Origin of the sequence: Nonomuraea jiangxiensis (genome assembly GCF_900099965.1) — a bacterium.
In the GTDB taxonomy this organism is placed as follows: domain Bacteria; phylum Actinomycetota; class Actinomycetes; order Streptosporangiales; family Streptosporangiaceae; genus Nonomuraea; species Nonomuraea jiangxiensis.
On the sequence record NZ_FNDJ01000022.1, the window covers coordinates 110534 to 133001 of the forward strand.

Below are 22468 nucleotides of genomic sequence, written 5' to 3' on the forward strand. Positions count from 1 at the left end.
TCCGTCGCTACAGCCGCTCGACGCGTTCACCCTCGGCGAGCACGCCGCGGGTGTCGAGCACGAGCCTGGCCTTCGCCTCGACCATGTCGAGGTCGAACGCGGCGTGCTGCTGCAGCAGCAGCGTCACGTCCGCGTTGATCACGGCCTCGGCCAGATCCTCCTCGCGCGGCACGGGTGTGCCGTCGACCGCCCACTCCTTGACATACGGATCGACGAATGTGAGCTCGGCCCCGAGCTCCAGCAGCGCACGCGCCACCGGAAGGGCCGGAGTCTCGCGTTCGTCGGCGATATCCGGTTTGTAGGTGACGCCGAGCATAACGACTCTGGCGCCGTTTACGGGCTTCTTATGTCTGTTCAGCAGACGCTGTACGCGGGCCACCACGTACGAGGGCATCCGCTCGTTGATCTCCTGGGCCAGCTCCACGAACCGGAACGGGTAGCCGAGCTTGCGCACCGTGTACGACAGGTACGACGGGTCGACCGGGATGCAGTGCCCGCCCACGCCCGGCCCCGGCAGGAACTTCTGGAACCCGAACGGCTTGGTGGCCGCCGCCTCGATCGACTCCCACAGGTCGATCCCGAGCTCGTCGCAGAAGATCGCCATCTCGTTGACGAGGGCGATGTTGACGTGCCGGTAGGTGTTCTCCAGCAGCTTGGCCATCTCGGCCTCGCGGGTGCCGCTGACCGGCACCACCTGCTCGATGAACTGCCCGTAGAACGCCGTCGCCCGGTCCCGGCAGGTCGGCGTGTAGCCGCCCACGACCTTGGGGGTGTTGCGCAGGCCGAACTTGGGGTTGCCCGGGTCGATGCGCTCGGGCGAGAAGGCCAGGTGGAAGTCCTCGCCGGCGACCAGTCCCGAGGTCTCCAGCAACGGCCTGGCCACCTCGTCGGTGGTGCCGGGCCAGGTGGTGGATTCGAGCACGACGAGCGTGCCCTTGCTCAGGTTGTCGGCGACGGTCTTGGTCGCGCCCTCCACGGCGGACAGGTCCGGGCGGTGGTCCTCGTCCAGCGGGGTGGGCACACATATGACGATCGTGTTGCTCCTGGCCAGCACGGTCGCGTCGAGCGTGGCACGGAACCCGTTGGCCAGCATGTGCTCGAGGTCGGCGTCGGTCAGGTCATCGATGTAGGACTGACCGGTGTTGAGAGCGTCGACCTTGCCGGGATCCACGTCCACGCCGACGACCCGCAGGCCGGCGGCCACCGCCTCCTTGGCGAGAGGCATGCCGACGTAGCCCAGGCCGATGACAGCCAAGTCGATTTCTGTCACAGCTGTGCCTTAGGGAGCCGGATACAACACTTCATGGTCGCAAAGGTTATCTCAAGTCCACCTAGCTCACGCCTAATGCGACCGAACCCGTCACAAGAGACAGCCCTCATGAAGGTCATCATTAGGCCAGAGACCGGTATAGAGCTTGATAAGTCTCCGCGACGCGGCTCCACGTTCGCTTCGCGGCTACTTCGGCCTTGCCCGCTTCGCCCATCGCCGCGCGCCTGTCCGGGTCCTCCCTGAGGCCCGCGATGGCCTTGGCCAACTCGGCCGGATCGCCCGCGGGGACGAGCAGTCCGGCCCCGTCGGAGGAGCCGAGCAACTCCGACAGCGCGGGCAGGTCGCTGAGCACGACGGGTTTGCCCAGGGCCATCGCCTCGACGGGTTTCAGCGGCGTGACGAGCCGGGTCACCCGCAGGTCCTCGCGCGGGCAGACGAAGACGTCGATGGCGTCCTGTGCCTGCAGCGCCTCCTCGGGACCGACCCGGCCCGGCAGGACGGCGTCCTTCAGGCCCAGCTCGGCGACCAGCGAGAGCAGGTTCTCGCGCTCGGTGCCGTCGCCCACGATGAGCACCCGTACGGGGGTGTCGTCGTCGCGCAGCAGAGCGGCGGCCCGGAGCAATGTGGCGAACCCCTCATAAGCCACGATGCTCGACACGGACCCGACCACGATCTCGTGGGGCTGGATGCCGTACGCGGTGCGGAACGAGGCCCCGTCGTAGTGGGCGGTCAGCAGCGAGTCGTCCACCGCGTTCGGCGCCAGGTGGATCTTCTCGCGCGGCACCCCCCGCTCGACGATCTCCGTGGCCATGGTCTCGGCCAGCGTGACCACGGCGTCGGCCGAGCGCATCAGGAACGCCTCACGCTCGCGCTGGAGCACGTGCCGCTCGCTGCCGACCCGGATCGGGTCGCGGGAGGCCCAGGTCTCCTCCAGGAAGCCGCGTACCTCGTAGACGAACGGCGTGCCCGTCCTGTCGCGCACGGCGTGCGCCACGGAGCCGTTGCGGTGGTCGGTGGCGGCGTGCAGGACCTGCGGCTTCAGCTCGGCGACAAGCCGGGTGACCGCCTCGGCGCCCTTGATCATCCGGCCGCGCATCTCGAACGGCACCTCGTCGTGGCCGTCGGGCATGTGCCGGTAGTAGGGGATGCCGTCGATCTCCTCGAACGCCGGCGCGTCAGCGTGGCCCTGCAGCATCGGCCAGCCCCAGCTCGTGACCACGTGCGGGTCGAGCCCGGCGGCCTGCTGGGCGGTGACGATGCGGTGGGTGCGGACGGTGTAGCCGGCCTGCGTGTACGGCAGCGCGTTCGTGACGAGGTGCAGCACCCGGCCCTCGACCCGCTCGGTGACGGCCACCTTGGGCCCGGGCGGGATCGGGTCGGGGCTGATCGCGGCCAGCTCGCCCCGGTAGTAGGCGGCCCGGCGCTTGACGAAGGGGTATTTCGCATGGGCGTCGAGCACCTCGGCGGCCTGGCTGACCCGGCCGGCGTCCCAGTGCTCCTTGGCCTCGTTCCACGGCGCCTTGATCATGCGCATGCCGAGCTTGCGCACCGCGCGCCGGGCCTGGCGGGCGGCGGGCCAGGCGAGGGTGCCCACGACCGGGCGCAGCCGGGGCGGGAGCGCGTCGGCTGCGGCCTGGGCCACCCGGACGGGGTCCGACTTGACCTTCGTCGCGACGACGCGGGTCACGATGATCGGGTGCCGGACGAAGCCCTTCAGAAGTCCCCCGACGCCGGCACGGGCGGACTTCGCGGAGACCCTGTCGGTTGAACGGGAGGAGTCTTGACGACTGGCGTCGGATGCCACGCAGGGACCGTACCATAGGCAGCGTTTTTTCCCTTCCGCTATGAAAGGCGAGGTCAATGAGGGAGAACCCCCTGGTCCTGCACGTATTGGGCGCTCGTCCCAATTTCGTGAAAGCGGCCCCGGTGGTGCGGGCACTCGACGAACTCGGCGTGCGGCAGGGCATCATCCACACTGGTCAGCACTACGACGCCCTGATGTCGGACGTCTTCTTCGCCGACCTCGGCCTGCCCGATCCGGTGGCGAATCTGGGGGTCGGCTCCGGCACCCACGCCAAGCAGACAGCGGCCCTGCTGGTCGGCCTGGAGGACGTGGTCACCGAGCAGGACCCCGACCTGGTCGTGGTCTACGGCGACGTCAACTCGACGCTGGCCGCCATCCTGGTCTGCGCCAAGCTGGGCGTCAGGACCGCGCACGTGGAGGCGGGCCTGCGCTCGTTCGACCGCGGCATGCCGGAGGAGGTCAACCGGGTCGTCACGGACGCGCTGGCCGACCTGCTGTTCGCCACCTCGCCCGAGGCCCTGGCCTACCTGGCGAACGAGGGGGTGCCCGCGGCCAAGCTGCACCTGGTCGGCAACCCCATGATCGACAGCCTGTACGCGGCGCTGCCGTCGCTGGACCCCGCCCCGGTGGTGGAGCGGCTGGCCATACCGGCTCGTTATGCCGTGGCCACCCTGCACCGCCCCGCGAACGTGGACACCCCGCAGGCCGCCAAGGAGCTGGTCGACGCGGTGCTGGAGGTCTCGCGGCAGATCCCGGTCGTGGTGCCGATCCACCCCCGCGGCAAGATACGGCTGGCCGAGGCGGGCCTGGTGGACGGAGAGACCGTCAAGGTCGTCGACCCGCTGGGCTATGTGGACTTCCTCTCACTCGTACGCGGTGCCGCGCTGGTCGTCACCGACTCCGGCGGCGTGCAGGAGGAGACCACCGTACTGGGGGTTCCCTGCCTGACCGTCCGGCCCAACACCGAGCGGCCGATCACGATCACCCACGGCACGAACCGGCTGGTCACGCCCGCCCTGCTGCCCGCCGCCGCGGAGAAGGCACTGGCCGACGGCGCGGTCACCCCGGCCGGCGAGCTGCCGGTGTTGTGGGACGGCGCGGCCGGGCCGCGGATCGCCAAGGTGATCTCCGCCTGGCTCAAGGGAGACAACCTGGCACCCGCCTCTCAGGGCAAACGCCCCGAATAACGCCCATGTCCGCCGTAATATGACTTCCGATCAGAAACCTGCGACGCGGACCTTGATCAGGCACGGCAGCGGGACGGCAGTCCAACGAGCAGGTTTCTTGGCGGCCCCTCCCAAGCGATAGGCGTATCACCATGGCCGAAACCCCCGAAGAGCCCACCTACCAGCGACTCGGCCCCGTCAACTGGCTGCCGGAGGAGCGCAAAGTCGTCGAGCGGTTCGAGGCTGAGGTGAGGGAGCTGCGGCGGCGGCTGGAGATCGCCGAGGCCAAGGCCGCGTACGCGACCTGGAAGCTGGAGGCCACGCAGGCCAAGCGGACGTTCAAGCTGGGCGAGGCGCTGGGCTCGAAGAGCCCGGGGAAGATCGTCGAGGCGGTCCGCTCGAAGGAGAAGGCCCCCAAGCCGCCCATGCCGGTCACCGAGGCGGTCGAGATCGCCAACCACCGGCCGCCGCTGGTCGAGGTGCCGCCGGTGAAGTGGCCGGGCGGCCCGGTGAACCGGCCGGACCTGAAGGTCGCGGTGATCCTGGACGACTTCTCCAGGATGGCCTTCCGCTACGAGTGGGACCAGATCGAGTTCGGGCTCAAGGACTGGCGCGAGATCTTCGCGGAGAAGCGGCCCGACCTGCTGTTCTGCGAGTCGGCGTGGCACGGGAACCAGGGCCGCTGGCGTTACCAGATGACCGGTACGAACGCCCCCAAGGAGCCCCTGCGCGACCTGGTCGCCTGGTGCCGCAGGGAGGGCATCCCGACGGTCTTCTGGAACAAGGAGGACCCGCCGAACTTCGACTTCTTCATCGACACGGCCAAGCTGTTCGATTACGTGTTCACCTGCGACGGTGACATGCTGCCGAAATATCGGCAAATATTGGGACACGACCGGGTGGACGTGCTGCAGTTCGCCGCCCAGCCCCGGGTGCACAACCCCATCCAGCAGAAGCAGGGCCGCCTGCACGACGTGGTCTTCGCCGGCATGTACTTCCGTGACAAGCACCCCGAGCGCCGCGAGCAGATGGAGACCGTGCTCGACCCGATCAGGGAGCTGGGCCTGCACATCTTCGCGCGCAACGGCGAGGTGGACGAGAAGTACGCCTGGCCGGAGAAGTACCGGCCGCACATCGTGGGCGAGCTGCCCTACGACCAGATGCTGGCCGCGTACCGAATGTACAAGGTCTTCCTCAACGTCAACTCGGTACTGGACTCGCCCACCATGTGCGCCCGGCGCGTCTTCGAGCTGTCCGCGTGCGCCACGCCCGTCGTGTCGGGGTGGTCGCGGGCGATCGAGGAGACGTTCGGGGAGCTGGTGCCCATCGCCCGCGAGCCGATCGAGTCCTACAACCAGGTGCTGCACCTGATCAACAGCCCCGAGCTGCGGGCCCGGATGGGGCACCTGGCGATGCGCGAGGTGTTCGACAAGCACCTGTTCTCGCACCGCGTGGACCAGATCCTCCAGGACCTCGGCCGGCCGGTGGAGCCCAGGTCCCGCTCGATCTCGGTGGTGCTGCCCACCAACCGCGCCGCCCAGATCGAGCACGCGATCTCCTCGGTGGCCCGCCAGATCCACCGCCCGCTGCAGCTCGTCATGGTGCTGCACGGCCTGGACATCGACCCCGTGGTGGTCGCCGACAAGGCCCGCATGGCGGGCGTCACGGACGTCGTGGTGCTGCCCGCCGACTCCTCGCTGTCGCTCGGCGCCTGCATGAACCTGGGCATCGCCGCCGCCGAGGGCGACCTGATCGCCAAGATGGACGACGACAACCTCTACGGCGACCACTACCTGTCGGACCTGGTGCGCGCGTTCGACTACTCCGACGCCGAACTGGTCGGCAAGGGCGCGCACTACGCGTACTTCGAGGGCAGCGACACCACCATGCTGCGCCTGCCCGGGCTGGAGCACCGCTACTCGTTCCTGGTGCAGGGCGGTACGTTCCTCGGCAAGGCGGACATGTTCCGCTCGTACGGCTTCCCCGATCTCACCCGGGGCGAGGACACCCACCTCGTTCGGCGGTTGAAGGAGGACTCCGTCAAGATCTACTCGGCGGACCGCTTCAACTTCGTCTACTGGCGCAGCGCCGACGCGAGCATGCACACCTGGCAGGCCGACCACATCAAGCTGACCCGCAACGCCCAGTTCTCCTTCGTCGGCCGGCCCGACGCGCACGTGCTCATCTGACGCGCGGGCCGCCTGGTGCCGCCGCCCGGCGGGCGGTCACTTGGCGACCTGGGCCAGGTTCTGGTCGGCCAGGCGGGCCAGCTCGTACAGGCCCTGCGGCTGCACCTGCTTGCCGACCACGAGCATGCTCATGATCATGGTGCCCCGCCTGATCATGACCGAGCCGATCTCCGCGTTCTGGTCGCCGCCCTTGGCGCTGGTGAGGTAGGCCCGCGACTGGTCGCCCTTGGGCGGCATGGCCAGCACCCGCGTCCTGTAGGCGACCTTGGTGCCCGCGACGTCGGCGGTGTAGTCGGCGCACTCCCGCGGCAGCGGATCGGGGAAGACGGCCGACGGCATCGACACCACCGCCTGGGTGATCGAGCCGCGGTCCGCGGCGAACGCGATCACCGCGGCGGGCGCCTTGGCGACGTCCGGCCGGTCGGCGTCGAGCTGGGCCGAGCCCGCGCACTCGGGCCGCTGCAGCTTCGCCTGGCGCACCGCCGCCAGGCCCTGCTGGGTGGACTTGAGCGAGCCGAACGCCCCCAGCTCCGGCCCGTACGCGACGCGCATGCCCTTGGGCACCGGCAGCAGCGCGGAGCGGAGCCTGGCCGTCTCGGCCGCCGACGGAGAGGGCGGGGTAGAGTGCGCCGGCGCCGAGGCGGGCTGTTCCGCCGAGCATCCGGCCATGGCCATCATGCCCAGACATATGCCAGAAATCGTCTTACGCATGGATTCTCCAATTCCACTGGCGGCATTCTTGAAAACGCTAGAGGAAGGGGCGAGCAGGGGGCCGAGTAACGTCGCTATTCGCGGGATTCAGCGGTTTTACGAGTAATTTCGCTTTCGCCGCCATTGGTGCCGTCGCCCGAGACGTGGCGGTGACCGTCACCGTCGGGCAACGCTCCGCCCAGGCCCAGGCCGGCGCCGCCGGAGGTGAGCGCCTTGGCCGGCGGCTCCGCCACGTCGGTCGAGCATGAGGTCCTCGACGGTGAGGGCGCCGATCGCAAAGCGCGAGTACCGGTGGACAGTTCGTGATCGCGGTCCGGATATTCCGGGCGCTAACTCCAAACGGGCATTCGCGGTAATAGGCCGCGCAAAAAGTTCCTCGAAGCGCTGCGCGCCCCGGCGCGACCACGGCGGCGGTTGCCGAAGATCGCGCCATGAGGCTGTGGGCGCGGATCTTCCTGACCGGGTTCGTGCTGTGGCTGGCCACCGTGATCGTCACGGCCACGACCAGGAACTCCAACTTGGTGCCGACCCTGGTGCTGCTCGGCAGCTTCCTGGTGCCCGTGACGTTCGTCGTGTGGGCGTACGGGCGGGGGCGCACGCCACGGGTCACGGTCGAGTTGCTGTTCAAGGGGTTCGTGGTGGGCGGCGTGCTGGGCGTACTGGGCGCCTCGCTGCTGGAGAGCTGGCTGATCCGGCCCTCGATCACGATGTTCCTGCTGATCGGCCTGATCGAGGAGGGCGTCAAGCTGGCCGCGCTCATGTTCGTCAGCCGGCGCATGACCTACCGCACGACGCGGGACGGCGTGGTGCTCGGCGGGACCGTCGGCTTCGGCTTCTCCAGCTTCGAGAGCGCCGGGTACGCCTTCAACTCCCTGTTCACCTCGGCGGGCCTGTCGTTGCCCGGCCTCGTCGAGACCGAGGTGCTACGCGGCATCCTGGCGCCCGTCGGGCACGGCCTGTGGACGGCGATCCTCGGCGGCGTGCTGTTCGCCAGGGGCGGGCGGATCACCACCCCCGTGGTGCTGAGCTATCTCGGCGTCTCGCTGCTGCACGCCCTGTGGGACTCGATGACCGCCATCGCCATCGCGGTGACCCTGGTGCTGTTCGGCCAGCCGTGGCAGTTCGACCTCCTGCGGATCGGCCGGGTCCCGGGCGTCACCGACTGGCAGATGCACGTGTACACGCTGTTGCACTGGGCTGGACTCATCGTGATCTCGCTGGTAGGGCTGCTGTGGCTCACGGCGCTGCTCGGCTCGGACCGCCGGGACCGGAGGATCAGGCATCAATAATCACGGTAATGAACGTGTTCCTCCCACTGCGCCGGAGCCATAAACGGTGCTAGTCTCCTATGCGATCTTCCGGAGGTTATTTACACAAGGTGTGGAAATGCCCCCGACTCGAGGTTGGGACATGCGCTCGCGAAACCGGTCAATTCGGTTCAAGATCTTCTTATTGCTGCTGCTACCCCTTCTGTCTCTTAGCGCGCTCTGGGGTTTCGTCCTCAACCTGACCATGGGCGACGCGCAGTCACTGCTCCGCGCGAACACGCTGTACCAGACTCTCGGCGTCACCTCCATCGACCTGGGACTTCAGTTGCAGGCCGAACGAGCGCGCTCCTCGGAGGTGCTCACAACGCGTGAGCTGACCGCGGTGCTCGACGGCCAGCGCGCCCGCACTGACAAGTCGGTCGACGACTTCCGGCAGGCCGTCATCGCGGCCGGGAACGCCATCAGCGACGAAGCGCGCCTCCCGCTCGGCAACCTGAACGCCGAGCTCGACCGGCTCGGCCCGATCAGGGCCGACATCGACGGCGGCCTCGGCTCCCGCCTGGACGGGCTCAACGAGTACAACCGCATCCTCGACTCGACCTTCCTGCTCTACGACCACCTGGTCGCCGTCTCCGACCTGGACATCTACCAGCAGGCGTCCTCGTTGCAGGCCGTGGGCATGGCCAGGGAGTACATCGCCAGGGAGCACTCCCTGATCCTCGGCGCGCTCACCGACAAGCGGCTCACCGAACCGGAGGTGGCGGCCTTCACCGAGTACGCGACCTCCAGGAGGTTCCTGCACGCACGCGGGCTCGCCGGGCTCGACGTGGAGCTGCGCCGGCCGTACGTGCAGGTCTTCTCCACCGAGCCGTTCCTGACCTTCGCCACCATGGAGGCGCGGATCGTCAAGACCGGGGCGCCGCCCCCGGACGCCGCCGGCTGGCACGAGACGATCGACCGGCTCACCAGCCGGCTCGACGAGCTCAACGTCGCCTCCTCCGACGCCCTGGCCGCCCGCGCCTCCCGAGCGGCCACGCGGACCATCGTGGAGATCTCCGTCGCGGGCGGCCTCGGTTTGATCGCGGTGCTCGCGTCGATCATCATCTCTGTACGCTTCGGTCGTCGCCTGGCCGCGGAGCTGGCAGGGCTGCGCACCACCGCGGTCGAGCTGTCGCGACGGCGGCTGCCCGACATCGTGGAGCGGCTGCGCAAGGGCGAGGACGTGGAAGTGGACATGCGGAAGGAGGTCGGGGCGATCAACATGAGCGGTTCAGCCGAGATCATCGACGTGGCCCGGGCCTTCGCCTCCGTGCAACGCACCGCCGTGACGGCCGCCGTCGGGCAGGCCGCGCTGCGGCGGGGGGTCGGCCAGGTCTTCCTCAACCTCGCCCGGCGCAAGCAGGGCCTGCTGCACCGCCAGCTGGCGCTGCTGGACGGCATGCAGCGCCGTACGCACGATCCGGACCGGCTGGAGGAGCTCTTCCGCCTGGACCACCTGACCACCCGCATGCGGCGGCACGCCGAGAGCCTGATGATCCTCTCCGGCTACGCGCCCGGCCGGGCCTGGCGCAGGCCGGTGCCGGTGATCGACATCGTCCGGGCCGCGGTGGCCGAGGTCGAGGACTACACCAGGGTCACCGTCGAGAACATGCCGGACGGCGCGGCCGACGGGACCGCCGCGGCCGACCTCACCCACCTCGTGGCCGAGCTGGTCGAGAACGCCACCATCTACTCGCCGCCGGCCACCCTGGTCCAGGTACGCGGCGACCTGGTGAGCAACGGCTACGCCATCGAGGTGGAGGACCGGGGGCTCGGGCTGTCGGAGGCTGAATACGCGACGTTCAACGCGCTGCTGGCCGCCCCGCCCGCGTTCGACCTGGCCGACAGCGACCGGCTGGGCCTGTTCGTGGTGGCCCGGCTGGCCGAGCGGTACGGGGTCAAGGTCATGCTGCGGCGCTCGCCCTTCGGCGGCACGACGGCCATCGTGCTCGTGCCGCGTACGGTGCTGGCCGACCCGGCGGAGCCGGCCGCGGGCGACGGCGGCGACCGGGCCGCGCTGCCCAGCCGTACGAGGAAGAAGGCGCTCGCGGTGGTCACCTCGGGCACCCACGCCGGGCTGCCCAGGCGAGTGCGCCAGGCCAATCTGGCGCCGCAGCTCCAGGACGCGCCGTCCGAGCCGGAACGGCCGGAGATCACGGCGCCCGAGCAGGCGGAGCCGGCCGAACGCTCTCCCGAAGAGGTACGCGACTTGTTCTCCGCCTTCCAGCGGGGCGCCCAACGCGCCAGAGAAGAAGCCTCTGAGGAGGGGCCATGATTAAGGGGGATGCATGAGTGTGCCGACCACCAACACCGGTGAGCTCAACTGGTTGCTGGACGACCTTGCCACCAGGGTCGCCGCGGTGCGTCAGGCGGCCATCTTGTCGACCGACGGCTTGGCGATCGGTTATTCCAAGGGCCTGTCCCGGGATGACGCCGAGCATCTGTCGGCAGTGGCGGCCGGTTTCCAGAGCCTGGCCCGGGGCACCGGACGCCATTTCGGCGGTGGGGACGTGCGCCAGACGATCGTGGAGATGGAGTCGGCGTTCCTGTTCGTCACCGCGGCGGGACAGGGCACCTGTCTCGCCGTGATCGCCGATGCGAACGTGGACGTCGGCCACATCGCCTACGAGATGGCGATGCTGGTCAAGCGGGTGGGCCAGCACATCACCACCAACCCGCGTGCCGGAAAGTCATGAGCGACAGCCCGCAGTGGTTGGATGAGGAGGCGGGACCCGTCGTCCGGCCTTATGCTCTCATTCGCGGCCGCACGCACCCCTCCGGGGACGCGTTCGACCTCGTGGCGACCGTGCGTGCCATCGGCGACCCGCCGTCTGGCGAGCTCGGCCCAGAAGAGCGACACATCCTGCGGGCGGCTCGTGGTCCGATCTCGGTGGCCGACCTGGCCGTCGAGCTCGATCTGCCCGTCGGTGTCGTCCGGGTGCTGCTCGGCGACCTGCGTGACCAAGCCCTCATCTCGGTGACGTCGCCTCCGGCAGTAGGGGCGCGGTCGAATGAGCGCATTCTCAAGGAAGTGATCAATGGACTCCGTGCTCTCTGAGGACCCCGTCGCGCTGAAGATTCTCATCGCCGGGGGGTTCGGTGTCGGCAAGACCACACTGGTCGGGGCGGTCAGCGAGATCAAGCCGCTGCGCACGGAGGAGGTGCTCTCCGACCGCGGGATCGGCATCGACGACCTGGACGGGGTGGAGGGCAAGAACACCACGACCGTGGCGATGGACTTCGGGCGCATCACCATCCGCGAGGGGCTGGTCGTCTACCTGTTCGGCACCCCGGGGCAGGAACGCTTCTGGTTCATGTGGGACGAGCTGTCCTACGGCGCGCTGGGCGCGGTGGTGATCGCCGACACCCGGCGGCTGACCGACTGCTTCCCGTCCGTGGACTACTTCGAGCAGCGCGGAACGCCGTTCGTGGTGGCGGTCAACTGCTTCGACGGTGCCGCCCGGCACAGCATCGACGACGTGCGCATCGCGCTGGACCTCGACGACGACGTGCCGGTGCTGCTGTGCGACGTGCGCCGGCGCGCCTCGGCCAAGGAGGTCATGATCGCGCTGGTCGAGCACTCCTTGAGGACGCTCGCCTCGGCCAACTAGCGCCGGGGGGCCGCTCGGCTCGGAGAAGGACGCGCGGACCCCGGCCCCGGTCGAACCCGGGGCCGCTCAGAGGGCCCTGAGGCCGTTGATCACTTCTTCGAGCAGGCTCTCCGTCGCCGCGGTGGCCTTGTCGCGCGGCGGGCGCACCGTGATCAGCCCGTACCCGAGCAGGTCCCCCAGCAGCACCCGGACCACGCCGACCGGCAGGCCCAGCTCCGAGGCGATCTCGGCGACGGGCCTGTTCTGCCCCGCCAGGCAGGCCAGCAGCCGCCGGTGCTGCACGCCCAGATCGGCGCCGGCGGGGGCGGGCGACCGCGTCGAGGCGATGATCGCCAGCAGGTCGAGGGACGACGAGGACGCGGGTCTGGTGCGCCCGCGGGTGACCGCGTACGGTCGCACGACGGGGCCCGCCTCCTCGTCTATCCACTCGTGCTCGCTGCTCACGATTCGGCTCCCCCATCCTGGTCGTTGTCCTGCCGGCCGCGCTGCCAGCCGGCCTGGAGCGAGGAGAGCAGCGTCCTGGCCTCCTCGGGCGAACGATCCCCGGCCGGCGGCGCGGCGGACGGCGCCTGCTTGAGCCGCTGCGGCAGGCCCGTCTGGCGGTCCCGCTGCTGCAGCCCCTGCCGGCGGTCGCGGTGCGGCAGGCCCGGCTGCCGGTCCCGCTCCGGCAGGTCCGCCTGCCGGTCGCGGTGGGGCAGCCCCGCCGGGTCCTGCTGCGGCAACGCGGTGGTGCCGCCACGCTTGCTGGTACGGACCCGGCGCGGCAGCTCGCCAGGCCCCGTTGGCTCCGATCTGATGACGGACACGGAGACCGACTCGAACTCCAGCGGTTGCACCGGGGCCGGCATGGGCTCGACCAGCGTGCCGGGCACGAGCACGATGGCGGTGGTGCCCCCGTACGGGGAGGGTTTGACCGTCACCTTGATGCCGTGCCGGGAGGCGAGCATGCCGACCACCGCGAACCCCAGCCGCTCGGTCTGCGCCGGATCGAAGTCCGGCGGGCTGGCCAGGCGTTCGTTGATGGCCCGGCGGGTGCCCTCGTCCATGCCGAGGCCGCGGTCCTCGATCTCGACGGCGAAGCCCCTGCCGACCATCTCGCCGCGCACGGAGACCTCGTTGCCGGGCGAGGAGAAGGAGGCCGCGTTCTCGATCAGCTCGGCGAACAGGTGCATGAGGTCGGCCACCGCGCCGCCCGAGACCCCGACCTCGGGCATCGGGTAGACGCGTACCCGGGTGTACTCCTCGACCTGCGCCGCCGCGCCGCTGAGCACGTCCTCCATCGGGATGACGCCGCGCCACCTGCGGCCCGCGGAGCCGCCGGAGAGCAGCACCAGGCCCTCCGCGTGGCGGCGCATGCGGGTGGTGAGGTGGTCGAGCTTGAACAGGCGCTCCAGGGCCTCCGGGTCCTCCGTCTGGCTCTGCATCTCGTCCAGCATCCTGAGCTGGCGCTGCAGCAGCGACTGGCTGCGCCGGGCCAGGTTGCGCAGCGCCTCGGACACGCCCTCGCGGAGCCTCGCCTGCTCGACGGCGGCGTCCACGGCCGTGCGCTGGACGCTGTCGAACGCCGCCGCGAGGTCGCTGACCTCGCTGGTGGCGTGCTCGGCGACCCGGATGGACGGCACCTCGGTCCCGATGTCCACCGGCTCGCCCTGGCGCAGCTTCGTCACGACGTCGGGCAGCCTGATCTCGGCCAGGTCCAGCGCGCTGAGGCGCAGGGCCGCCAGCTCGCGGGTGATCCGGCGGCCGACCCGGATGGAGATGAACACGGAGAAGACGACCGCGATGAGCCCGATCGCGCCCGCGACGCCGGCCTGGAGGAGCACGGCCATGCCGGCGGGCTCCATCCGGGCCCGCAGTCCCTCGCCGGTGCCCCTGACGGCCTGGGTGAACTCCCGCTCGACCTGGTCGGCGATGCCCCGCCAGAGCTCGACGTCCACCGGCTGGCCCGCGACGTAGCCCTCCAGCAGGTTCTCCATGGTGATGTACCGGCTGGAGTAGTACAGCTTCTCGAACGGGGCCCGCAGCTCGGTGTCGAGGTTGGCCAGCGCCTTGGGGAACAGGTACGTCCTGGTGCCGTCGATGCCCGCCAGCAGGTGCACGTCCTGCATGCTCGCCTTGCCGTTCGAGGCCACGAGCAGGGCGTGCTCGCGGTTGAGCAGCTCGCGCACCTCGTCGGCGGAGATCAGGCCCTGCGCCTGGAGCGCCAGCTCCAGGTCGGTGCTGACCGTCAGCCGGGAGTAGAGCAGGTGGACCTCGTCGGAGATCTTCGCGTACTCGGTGACGAGGCCGTTGGCCCTGATCAGGCGACCGTCCACCTTGCGCCGGACGTCCGGCAGCCGGTCGATCACCCCGAACAGGGTCTGGAGCTGGTTCCGCATGTCCTGCGTGAGGGCCGACTGGGTGTCCTCGGACATCGCCTGCCGGCGCAGCCGCGTGATGCCGGCGTCCACCCCGGCCCGCGCCCGCGAGAGCGCGTCAGCCCTGCGCCCGGTGCCCGCGAGCCGCTCGGCGGAGGCCAGGCGCTCGGCCTGGAGGTTGGAGACCAGGTTGTCCGCGGGAGCGATGACGTTCTCCCAGATGGTCTCTACCTTGAGCAGGTTGAGGGCCTCTCCCGACGTGGTGCTCGCGGCGAAACCCCAGAGCGCGACCAGGGAGACCAACGGGATGATGAGCAGCGTCGAGATCTTGAATCTGATGGATCTGCCCGATGCCATGACACCTGCTCCCGGATAGAAGATCGCGGGAGAGAATAGCACCGAAACGGGTGCGTTTAAGATCGACTAGCGATAAATCTGTGGTATGTCGGCAAATTGACAGACTTGACCCCGGCCGGTAGCCACGCCAGCCGCACCAGCCATCCGGCGAGGACGACCAGCAGCGCCACCTCGGCGCCCAGCAACAGCCACTCGACCAGCCCGATCATCACCCCGCCACCCGGCAGCGCCACGTACGTCAGCGCCAGCAACCCGAACCCGCCCGCCAGCGCCACCCACTCCACGGCCCGTGCCACGGGCTTCCAGCGGGCGTCGGAGGCCAGCCTGGGGACCAGCAGCGCGCCCACGGCCGGGAGGCTCACGAAGGCCGCCATGGACACGAACTGGTGGACCTGGGCCGCCGGCTCGAAGTCCCCGCCGAGAGGGAGGGCCGGGATGAGCGCCGCCACCACCAGCGCTCCCGACCAGACCAGCAGCAGCCTCTCAGGCAGGCCCCTGACGGGGGCGCCCGCCGACCGCAACCCCGCCAGCAACGCCAGGGAGCCTATGCCGAGCAGCGCCATCGCGGCCGCCACGACGCCGCCGCGCTCGGAGACGGCGTATTCGCTCACGCTCACGCTCACGTTGACGAGGTCGACGTGGGCACCGGCGCCCAACTGGTCGATCAGGGTGAGGATCACCGAGAACGCGATCGACCCGAGGGCCAGCAGGGAGGTCAAGCGGGGCAACATGCCTGCCACTCTTCCGTTTCACCGGGTCGTCTAACATCCGGCACCATCCCTGACCCGACCCTGAGGTTCCCCCTGGTTCTCTTCATTTACGCGCGACCGGTCGTCGATCTCGCTGGGGCCCTGCCGCCCCCACGACCCACAGGCTGCGGGAGTGACCGGCTCGGCGAAGACGGCGGTGCCCGGGCGCCGTCGCGGCGGGGTGGCGGGGATGTCGGTAAGCGTCTCCCTGGAATGCGAGCAACGCAGGACGGTGGGTGGAGCCCACCGTGCTCTGCCGTACAGGATGGTTGGGTTTTTAGTCGAGAATGTGGTCGGTGGCGCGGGCGTAGCGGGTGCGGATGGCGGGGACGGCCTCGGCCTCGTAGGTCACCGTGTCCTCCGCCTCCCACTCCGGGGTGGCGAGGAGGCCGGCGGCCTGGTGGGCGGCGCCGTTGGCGACGTATTCCGCCGGCGGCGGGACCGTGATCGGGACCCCGAAGATCGTGGGGGCGATGCGGCGGACCGCCTCCGAGCGGGCCGCGCCGCCGATCAGCAGCACCCGCTCCGGCCGCATGCTCATCGCGTCCAGGGCGTCGGCCAGGCCGCACAGCATGCCCTCGATGGCCGCCCTGGCCAGGTGGGCCGGGGTCGCGGTGGCGAGGCTGAGCCCGTGGATCGAGCCGGTCGCGGTCGGGCGGTTCGGGGTGCGCTCGCCCTCCAGGTAGGGCACCAGCGTCAGCCCGCCCGCCCCCGGCGGCGCCTGCAGCGCGAGGTCGCTCAGCTCGTCGAGCCCCACCCCGGCGATGCGGGCGGCGGCGTCCATGACGCGGGCGGCGTTGAGCGTGGCCACCAGCGGCAGGAACCGCCCGGTCGCGTCGGCGAAACCGGCGACCGTGCCCGTGGGGTCGGCGCTGGGCGACTCGGTGACCGCGAACACGGTGCCGGACGTGCCCAGCGACACCACGACGTCGCCCGGCCGGGCACCCACCCCGAGCGCGGCGGCCATGTTGTCCCCCGTGCCCGGCGCGATCAGCACCGGTCCTGCGCCCCCGGTGGCCGCGCCCACCTCGTCCACCGGTCCCAGCACCCGGGGCAGCAGCGGGATCGAGCCGAAGGCGGCCTTGAGGAGGTCGGTGCGGTAGGCGCCGGTGGCCGGGGACCAGTAGCCGGTGCCGGAGGCGTCGCCGCGGTCGGTGGTGAGGTGGTCGAGGGGCGGCGGCGGGGCGTCCGCCCAGGACGGGATGTCGAGGGTTCCGGTGCGCAGCGCGCCCGCCAGGCGCCAGGTGAGCCAGTCGTGGGGCAGGCACACGGCGGCCGTGCGCCGCGCGTTGTCCGGCTCGTTCTCGGCCAGCCAGCGCAGCTTCGTCACCGTGAACGACGCCACGGGCACCAGGCCGACCGCGTCGGCCCACGCCTGCGCCCCGCCCAGCTCGGTCACCAGGTCGCGGGCGGCGCTGGCGGAGCGGGTGTCGTTCCACAGCAGGGCCTCGCGTACGACGGCGCCGGACTCGTCCAGGCAGACCATGCCGTGCTGCTGGCCGGCCACGCTGATGGCCGCCACGTCGTCGAGCCCGCCGGCCTCTTCGAGGGCCCGCAGGAGAGCGGCCCACCAGTGCGACGGGTGGACCTCGGTGCCGTCGGGATGCGGGGCACGGCCCTGGCGCACCAGGGCGCCCGTCGTCGCGTCCCGAATGACGACCTTGCAACTCTGGGTCGACGAATCGACCCCGGCGACCAGCGTCACCCGCGAACTCCTAACACGTGCTCCAGCGCCAGCTGGTTGAGATGGGTGAAATGGTAACCGCGGGCGGCGGCCGCGTCGGCGTCGAAATCGTCGTCCGCCAGGTCGGCCAGGGTCTCGCCGCGGTTGAGGGTGGGCAGCCCGAGTTCGTCGACGCGGGCGGCCCGGAGTGCCTCCCGCACTTCCGGATCAGCTCTGAAATTTCGGGCTTTATCGCGAAGTATCAGGTATGTCCGCATGTTGGCCGCGGCCGACACCCACACGTCGTCGCGGTCCTCCGTACGCAGCGGCTTGTAGTCGAAGTGCCGCGGCCCGTCGTAGCCGCCGTGCTCCAGCAGGTCCACCAGGAAGAAGGCGCTCATCACGTCGCCGTGGCCGAAGACCAGGTCCTGGTCGAAGCGGGGCCCGTGCTGGCCGTTGAGGTCGATGTGGAACAGCTTGCCGTGCCAGAGCGCCTGCGCGATCCCGTGCACGAAGTTGAGCCCGGCCATCTGCTCGTGGCCGACCTCGGGGTTGAGGCCCACCATCTCGGGGTGCTCCAGCTCGCCGATCAAGGCCAGGGCGTGCCCGATCGTCGGCAGCAGGATGTCGCCGCGCGGCTCGTTGGGCTTGGGCTCGATGGCGAAGCGGATGCCGTAGCCGCGCTCGCGCACGTAGTCGCAGAGCAGGTCGATGGCCTCCTTGTAGCGGGCGAGCGCCGCGCGTACGTCCTTGGCCGCGTCGGACTCGGCCCCCTCCCGGCCGCCCCAGAAGACGTAGGTGGTGGCGCCCAGCGAGGCGGCCAGGTCGAGGTTGCGCGTGACCTTGCGCAGTGCGTGCCGCCGCACGTCGCGGTCGTTGCTGGTGAAGGCCCCGTCGCGGAAGACGGGGTGGGTGAACAGGTTGGTGGTGGCCATGGGCACTTTCAGCCCGGTTTCAGCAAGCGCTTTCCTGAACGCCGCGACAGCCCGGTCACGATCGGGCTCGACCGCCAGCAGATCGTCGTCATGGAAGGTGACACCGTAGGCCCCCAGCTCGGCCAGCCGGTGCACGCTCTCCACCGGGTCGAGCGGCGCCCGCGTGGCGTCCCCGAACGGATCGCGCGCCTGCCAGCCGACCGTCCACAGACCGAAGGTGAATCGATCGTCAGGGGTTGGCTCGTACATGGTTCGATGCTCCCCTGGCGATCAGTTGTTCACAAGCCCGAAGGATCACGCCCCACGCTGATCTCTTCCGCGATCTTGCGGATCTCCGCCGCCTCAAGCCCGGGAGCCTTGGGCAGCTGACGCATCAGCGCGTCCATCACCACCGGCACGGGCTGGCCTGCGAAGCGGCCCGCGATCCCGTGAACCGTCCTGAACAGTGCCTCTTCGGTGTCGTGCATCGCCTCTCCTCGTCCGGGTACCGGGAGAACGCTACGGCCTCCGCCCGACAGTTCGTGCCACCTCCGCCCGCGTGTTCGTGACGGTGACACGAATCCCTCGTGGCCGCCGTCCCATCCAGCCAGCCGGTCCCTCCCTCGATTTAGTTGAAGGCTCATATACTCGAACGGGACTACGTCGAAGGGGGTACGCCATGCCCGTCCAGCGGCTCAACCACGCGGTGCTTTACGTCCGCGACGTGGAACGCAGCGTCGCTTTCTACCGTGAGGCCCTCGGCTTCGAGATCGTGATGGGTATGCGGGGCGCCGCCTTCCTCCAGGCTCCCGGCTCCACCAACGACCACGACCTGGGGCTGTTCGAGATCGGCCCGGCCGCGACCGCCTCGCCCGCCGGGCGCACCTCCGTCGGCCTCTATCACCTGGCGTGGGAGGTCGACACCCTGGAGGAGCTGGAGCGGGTCGCGGCCAAGCTGGTCGAGCTGGACGCCCTGGTCGGCTCCTCCGACCACGGCACCACCAAGGCGCTCTACGCGCGGGACCCGGACGGGCTGGAGTTCGAGGTGTCGTGGCTGGTGCCGGCCTCGCTGCTGACCGAGGAGATCCTGGCCGCCCGGTCCAGCATCCGCCCGCTCGACCTGCCCGCCGACAAGCAGCGCTACGGCGCCCAGACCCGCGGCGGCGTCGGCGTGTCCATACCGGTCTGAAGGTATGAAGGTACGGTGGGAAGTGTTCGGCTCCGACGGAGACGTCAAACGGAAAGCCCTCCCACGGAAATCCTTCATGGAGAGCGGTCATGCCAAGCGATCCTGATCATGTGCTCGACGCCATCGACGGTGTCGTCGACGAGTGGGAGACGTTGAGCGCCGACGCCATGCGCTGGGCGCCTCCCGAGAGCAAGAGTCCCGACCTCGTGTCCGAGGTGACCGAGATCTTCACTCCGCTGGTCAACGCGTTCTCTCAGGCGCTGCGCCCGGTGGGCGACGCGTTCGAGCGCGTCCTGCACGCGTTCGACGATGACGACGACGGCCCCGTCCGCCCGGCCTGATCCCGGCACCTGATCGGGCCGCCTGCCCCGCCTCAAGCCCGACCCCTGGGCCTCGCGTTCAGGTGGCGCGCCTGCGCCGGGTCCGCCGTGGATAGGCCTTGGCCGTCTCGGCCAGGCGCGCGGCGTGCTCGGCCTGCTTGCGCCAGTGCCCGTAGGCCTCGCCACGCTGGGCCAGCCGGTCGAGCTCGCTCATGGTCGACAGCGGGATGAACGCCGGCTCGGCGTCCCGCCACGGCGTGCCCGGCAGCGGCATGAACGTGTGCGTGTGGATGCGGGCTCCGAGCTCCGTGAGATCGGCGGCGAGCCGCAGCGACTCCGCCTGGTCCTGCTCGGACTCCCCCGGCATGCCGAAGATGAAGTCGACATTGGGCCGGAAACCGTGCTCGACCGCGATCCTGACGGCATCGCGTACGGGCGAGGTGTCGTGCCCGCGCCCCGAGGCGGCCAGCATCCGGTCGGAGCCCGACTGGGCGCCGATGATCAGGTTGTCGTTGGCCACATAGCGCTTGAGCAGGCGCATGGCCTCGGGGGTGACGTGCTCCGGGCGCACTTCCGAGGGGAAGCTGCCGAAGAACACCCGGCCGTGCGCCGGCAGCTCCTCCTTGACCCCGGCCAGCAGCTCCTCCACCGCGCCGAGGTCGGGATCGGGCCCGGCCGAGCCGTACGAGAGCGAGGTCGGGGTGATGAACCGGACGTCGCGCAGGCCCTTGGCGACCATGCCACGAACGTGCTCGCGCACGCTGGCGACCGAGCGGTGGCGGAACTGCCCGCCGAACATGAACGGCGTCTGGCAGAACCGGCACGTGTAGCGGCAGCCCCGGGTGATCTCGATCGGCCCCTTCCTGTCCGAGAAGGACGGGAAGGTGTCGAGCGGCAGCTGCGGCGCCGGCCTGGTGCGCAGCGCCACGCCGTCGGCGTCCTTGACCGCCAGCCCGGGGACGGAGGTGAGCGGCTCGTCCTCCTGGAGCGCCCGGACCAGGGAGATGATCGTGGACTCCCCCTCGCCGATCGCCGCGAGGTCCCAGCCGGCGTCGATCACCTGCTGCGGCTCGGCGGTGGCGTGCACGCCGCCCGCGATGTGCAGCCCCCGCCCGCCGCTGAGCGACCTGACCACGGCCAGCTCGGCGGCCATGGCCTCGGCGTCGGGCGAGTAGAACGACCACAGCACGACAATCCGGTCGGCGTCACTGGCCGCGATGTGCCCGGCGGTCTCCTCGGGCGTCGTGCCGTAGCGCAGCTCGTGCTCCACCCCCGAGCTCTCCAGGGCGGCGAGCACCGCGTGCACGCCGTACGTCACCGCCTTGCGGTATCGGACCACCACACTCACTGCCAGCGCCACGTCCCGCAGCGTAACTCAGCCGAGCCTGATGGGGCGCAACGCCCCGGTGAGCTTGGCCAGCTCGGCGAGCATGTCGTCGGCGGCCGAGTTCATCACGTCGTTGGGGCGCAGGGTGCCGTCATCGTTCCTGAACTGGGCCAGGAACGGGATGATCACCCCCTCCAGCACCGGGACCATCTTCAGGGAGGCGGTCACCTGGCGCAGGCCGTTCACGGCGCGGGTGCCGCCGGAGACGCCTCCGTAGCTGACGAACCCGACCGGCTTGTGGTGCCACTCGTGGTGCAGGTAGTCCAGGGCGTTCTTCAGCACGGCGGTGAAGCTGTGGTTGTACTCGGGGGTCACGAACACGAAGGCGTCGCCACGGTCGACGGTGGCGCTCCACTCCTTGGTGTGCGCGTTGACGTACTGCTTGAGCCGGGGGTGGTGCGGCTCGTCCAGGAACGGCAGCGCGACCTCGGCCAGGTCGATCAGCTCCACGTCGAACTCTTCCGAGTCCACGGCCCTGCCGTGGATCCACTCGGCGACACTGCGCCCCGCCCGGCCTGGGCGGGTGCTGGCGACGATGATCTGCAAGACGGGCTTGCCCATGACTGCTCCAAAGGGGGCTCGTAGGTGAGTTGCTCAACATTATTGAGCAACTAAACATTTCTTAGCAAATGCTAGGATCACCCCGTGAGCCTCACTTCCGTCTGCGTGCGCTTCCACACCGCCCTTGAGCTCATCGGCGCCCGGTGGTCCGGAGCGGTGATCCACATGATCTTCAAGGGCGCCCACCGCTACGCCGACCTCAAGGCCGCCATCCCCGGCATCAACGACACGATGCTGGCCCGGCGCCTGCGCGAGCTGGAGGCCGCCGGCCTCGTCGAGCGGCGCGTGCTGGCCACCTCACCGGTGCGGGTGGAATACCACCTGACCGAGATGGGCCGGGAGCTGCGCCCGGTCCTGGACGAGCTGGTGACCTGGGCGCACAAGTGGATCCCGCTGCCCGAGGCGAGGTCCGCCTAGGCACCGGCCCGCGATCCCATGACCGGCCTGGGCACGTTGCTGCGCCACGTACACGAGCTGATGGACGGCGCCATCAGCGACCACTACGCGGACCTCGGCCTGCCCGAATACCGCCCCCGCTTCTCCCCCGTAGTCCGCACGCTCGTGTCGCAGGGCCCGATGGCCATCCGCGACCTCGCCACGGCGATCGGCGTGACGCACTCGGCGGCCAGCCAGACGGTGGTGGAGATGCGGCGCTGCGACCTGGTCACCCTGGAGAAGGGCGCGGACGCCCGGCAGCGCATCGTCCACCTCACCCCGAAGGCCCAGGCCACGCTGCCCGAGATCGAGGCCGAGTGGGCGGCGACGGAGCGGGCGGTGCGCGAGCTGGACGCGGAGCTGCCGGTGCCGCTGGCCGAGGTGCTCAGGGCCACCGTGGAGGCCCTGGAACGCCGTCCGTTCCGAGATCGCATCGAGGCCGCGCGGGCAGGCTAGACTGCCGGACATGACCTGGCGA

The 22468-nt window shown here is 70.1% G+C and carries 23 protein-coding genes; 11 read left to right on the forward strand and 12 right to left on the reverse strand.

Translation table 11 applies throughout. The features are described from left to right. Positions 1–7: 7 nt before the first annotated feature. A complete protein-coding gene (locus tag BLS95_RS38130; protein ID WP_090943249.1) occupies positions 8–1270 on the reverse strand; it encodes a nucleotide sugar dehydrogenase in 1263 nt (420 codons plus the stop codon). Positions 1271–1391: 121 nt separating this feature from the next. Further along, positions 1392–2957, reverse strand: a complete 1566-nt coding sequence (locus tag BLS95_RS38135) for a glycosyltransferase family 4 protein (RefSeq protein ID WP_245765531.1) — start codon at positions 2955–2957, stop codon at positions 1392–1394. 173 nt (positions 2958–3130) lie between these two features. Here BLS95_RS38135 and wecB point away from each other — a divergent pair, with 173 nt between their 5' ends. Then, positions 3131–4261: a non-hydrolyzing UDP-N-acetylglucosamine 2-epimerase gene (gene wecB, locus BLS95_RS38140; protein WP_090943255.1), complete on the forward strand. Its 1131-nt coding sequence runs from the start codon at positions 3131–3133 to the stop codon at positions 4259–4261. A gap of 131 nt (positions 4262–4392) precedes the next feature. Then, on the forward strand, positions 4393–6429 hold the full coding sequence (locus BLS95_RS38145) for a glycosyltransferase family protein (RefSeq protein WP_090943258.1): 2037 nt from the start codon (positions 4393–4395) through the stop codon (positions 6427–6429). Between the two features lie 36 nt (positions 6430–6465). Here the strand turns inward: BLS95_RS38145 and BLS95_RS38150 are convergent, their stop codons facing one another. Continuing rightward, the gene (locus tag BLS95_RS38150; RefSeq protein ID WP_143044017.1) at positions 6466–7140 is read right to left on the reverse strand and encodes a hypothetical protein; all 675 of its coding nucleotides are present in this window, start codon (positions 7138–7140) and stop codon (positions 6466–6468) included. Between the two features lie 74 nt (positions 7141–7214). Then, a complete protein-coding gene (locus tag BLS95_RS56130; protein WP_176993599.1) occupies positions 7215–7373 on the reverse strand; it encodes a hypothetical protein in 159 nt (52 codons plus the stop codon). A 198-nt stretch (positions 7374–7571) separates the two neighbouring features. Here BLS95_RS56130 and BLS95_RS38155 point away from each other — a divergent pair, with 198 nt between their 5' ends. The 5 genes from BLS95_RS38155 (at position 7572) to BLS95_RS38175 (ending at position 12058) form a co-directional block, all read left to right on the forward strand. Next, the gene (locus BLS95_RS38155; RefSeq protein WP_090943263.1) at positions 7572–8429 is read left to right on the forward strand and encodes a PrsW family intramembrane metalloprotease; all 858 of its coding nucleotides are present in this window, start codon (positions 7572–7574) and stop codon (positions 8427–8429) included. A 163-nt stretch (positions 8430–8592) separates the two neighbouring features. Next, positions 8593–10722: a sensor histidine kinase gene (locus BLS95_RS38160; protein ID WP_176993600.1), complete on the forward strand. Its 2130-nt coding sequence runs from the start codon at positions 8593–8595 to the stop codon at positions 10720–10722. A gap of 13 nt (positions 10723–10735) precedes the next feature. Next, on the forward strand, positions 10736–11143 hold the full coding sequence (locus tag BLS95_RS38165; protein ID WP_090943269.1) for a roadblock/LC7 domain-containing protein: 408 nt from the start codon (positions 10736–10738) through the stop codon (positions 11141–11143). After that, positions 11140–11505 (forward strand): DUF742 domain-containing protein, encoded by a 366-nt coding sequence (locus BLS95_RS38170; protein ID WP_090943272.1) that lies wholly within the window; start codon positions 11140–11142, stop codon positions 11503–11505. Before BLS95_RS38165 ends, BLS95_RS38170 begins: the two co-directional genes overlap by 4 nt. Continuing rightward, a complete protein-coding gene (locus tag BLS95_RS38175; RefSeq protein ID WP_090943275.1) occupies positions 11486–12058 on the forward strand; it encodes a GTP-binding protein in 573 nt (190 codons plus the stop codon). Before BLS95_RS38170 ends, BLS95_RS38175 begins: the two co-directional genes overlap by 20 nt. A gap of 66 nt (positions 12059–12124) precedes the next feature. Here BLS95_RS38175 and BLS95_RS38180 read toward each other — a convergent pair whose 3' ends face one another. From BLS95_RS38180 to BLS95_RS38205, 6 genes are all read right to left on the reverse strand, one after another. Then, positions 12125–12502, reverse strand: coding sequence for a DUF742 domain-containing protein (locus tag BLS95_RS38180; protein WP_090943278.1), 378 nt, complete (start codon positions 12500–12502; stop codon positions 12125–12127). After that, positions 12499–14772 (reverse strand): sensor histidine kinase, encoded by a 2274-nt coding sequence (locus tag BLS95_RS38185; protein WP_090943281.1) that lies wholly within the window; start codon positions 14770–14772, stop codon positions 12499–12501. Before BLS95_RS38185 ends, BLS95_RS38180 begins: the two co-directional genes overlap by 4 nt. Positions 14773–14828: 56 nt before the next feature. Beyond that, positions 14829–15503: a DUF998 domain-containing protein gene (locus BLS95_RS38190; protein WP_090943285.1), complete on the reverse strand. Its 675-nt coding sequence runs from the start codon at positions 15501–15503 to the stop codon at positions 14829–14831. Between the two features lie 295 nt (positions 15504–15798). Next, positions 15799–17226 carry a xylulokinase gene (locus BLS95_RS38195; protein ID WP_090943288.1) on the reverse strand — a complete coding sequence of 476 codons (1428 nt, stop codon included), beginning with the start codon at positions 17224–17226 and terminating at the stop codon, positions 15799–15801. After that, positions 17223–18368, reverse strand: a complete 1146-nt coding sequence (xylA, locus tag BLS95_RS38200) for a xylose isomerase (protein ID WP_090943291.1) — start codon at positions 18366–18368, stop codon at positions 17223–17225. Before xylA ends, BLS95_RS38195 begins: the two co-directional genes overlap by 4 nt. A 29-nt stretch (positions 18369–18397) precedes the next feature. Then, positions 18398–18586 (reverse strand): hypothetical protein, encoded by a 189-nt coding sequence (locus tag BLS95_RS38205; protein WP_090943294.1) that lies wholly within the window; start codon positions 18584–18586, stop codon positions 18398–18400. Positions 18587–18777: 191 nt separating this feature from the next. On the opposite strand from BLS95_RS38205, the gene BLS95_RS38210 reads away from it, so the two are divergent. Further along, a complete protein-coding gene (locus tag BLS95_RS38210; RefSeq protein ID WP_090943297.1) occupies positions 18778–19287 on the forward strand; it encodes a VOC family protein in 510 nt (169 codons plus the stop codon). A gap of 89 nt (positions 19288–19376) precedes the next feature. Then, positions 19377–19628 carry a hypothetical protein gene (locus tag BLS95_RS38215; RefSeq protein WP_143044018.1) on the forward strand — a complete coding sequence of 84 codons (252 nt, stop codon included), beginning with the start codon at positions 19377–19379 and terminating at the stop codon, positions 19626–19628. A 58-nt stretch (positions 19629–19686) separates the two neighbouring features. Here BLS95_RS38215 and BLS95_RS38220 read toward each other — a convergent pair whose 3' ends face one another. Continuing rightward, positions 19687–20967 (reverse strand): TIGR04013 family B12-binding domain/radical SAM domain-containing protein, encoded by a 1281-nt coding sequence (locus BLS95_RS38220; protein WP_245765532.1) that lies wholly within the window; start codon positions 20965–20967, stop codon positions 19687–19689. Positions 20968–20982: 15 nt separating this feature from the next. Then, a complete protein-coding gene (locus BLS95_RS38225; RefSeq protein WP_090943306.1) occupies positions 20983–21555 on the reverse strand; it encodes an NADPH-dependent FMN reductase in 573 nt (190 codons plus the stop codon). 84 nt (positions 21556–21639) lie between these two features. On the opposite strand from BLS95_RS38225, the gene BLS95_RS38230 reads away from it, so the two are divergent. Then, the gene (locus BLS95_RS38230; RefSeq protein ID WP_218136188.1) at positions 21640–21972 is read left to right on the forward strand and encodes a winged helix-turn-helix transcriptional regulator; all 333 of its coding nucleotides are present in this window, start codon (positions 21640–21642) and stop codon (positions 21970–21972) included. A gap of 18 nt (positions 21973–21990) precedes the next feature. Continuing rightward, on the forward strand, positions 21991–22446 hold the full coding sequence (locus BLS95_RS38235) for a MarR family winged helix-turn-helix transcriptional regulator (protein ID WP_090943308.1): 456 nt from the start codon (positions 21991–21993) through the stop codon (positions 22444–22446). The last annotated feature ends 22 nt before the right edge of the window (positions 22447–22468 follow it).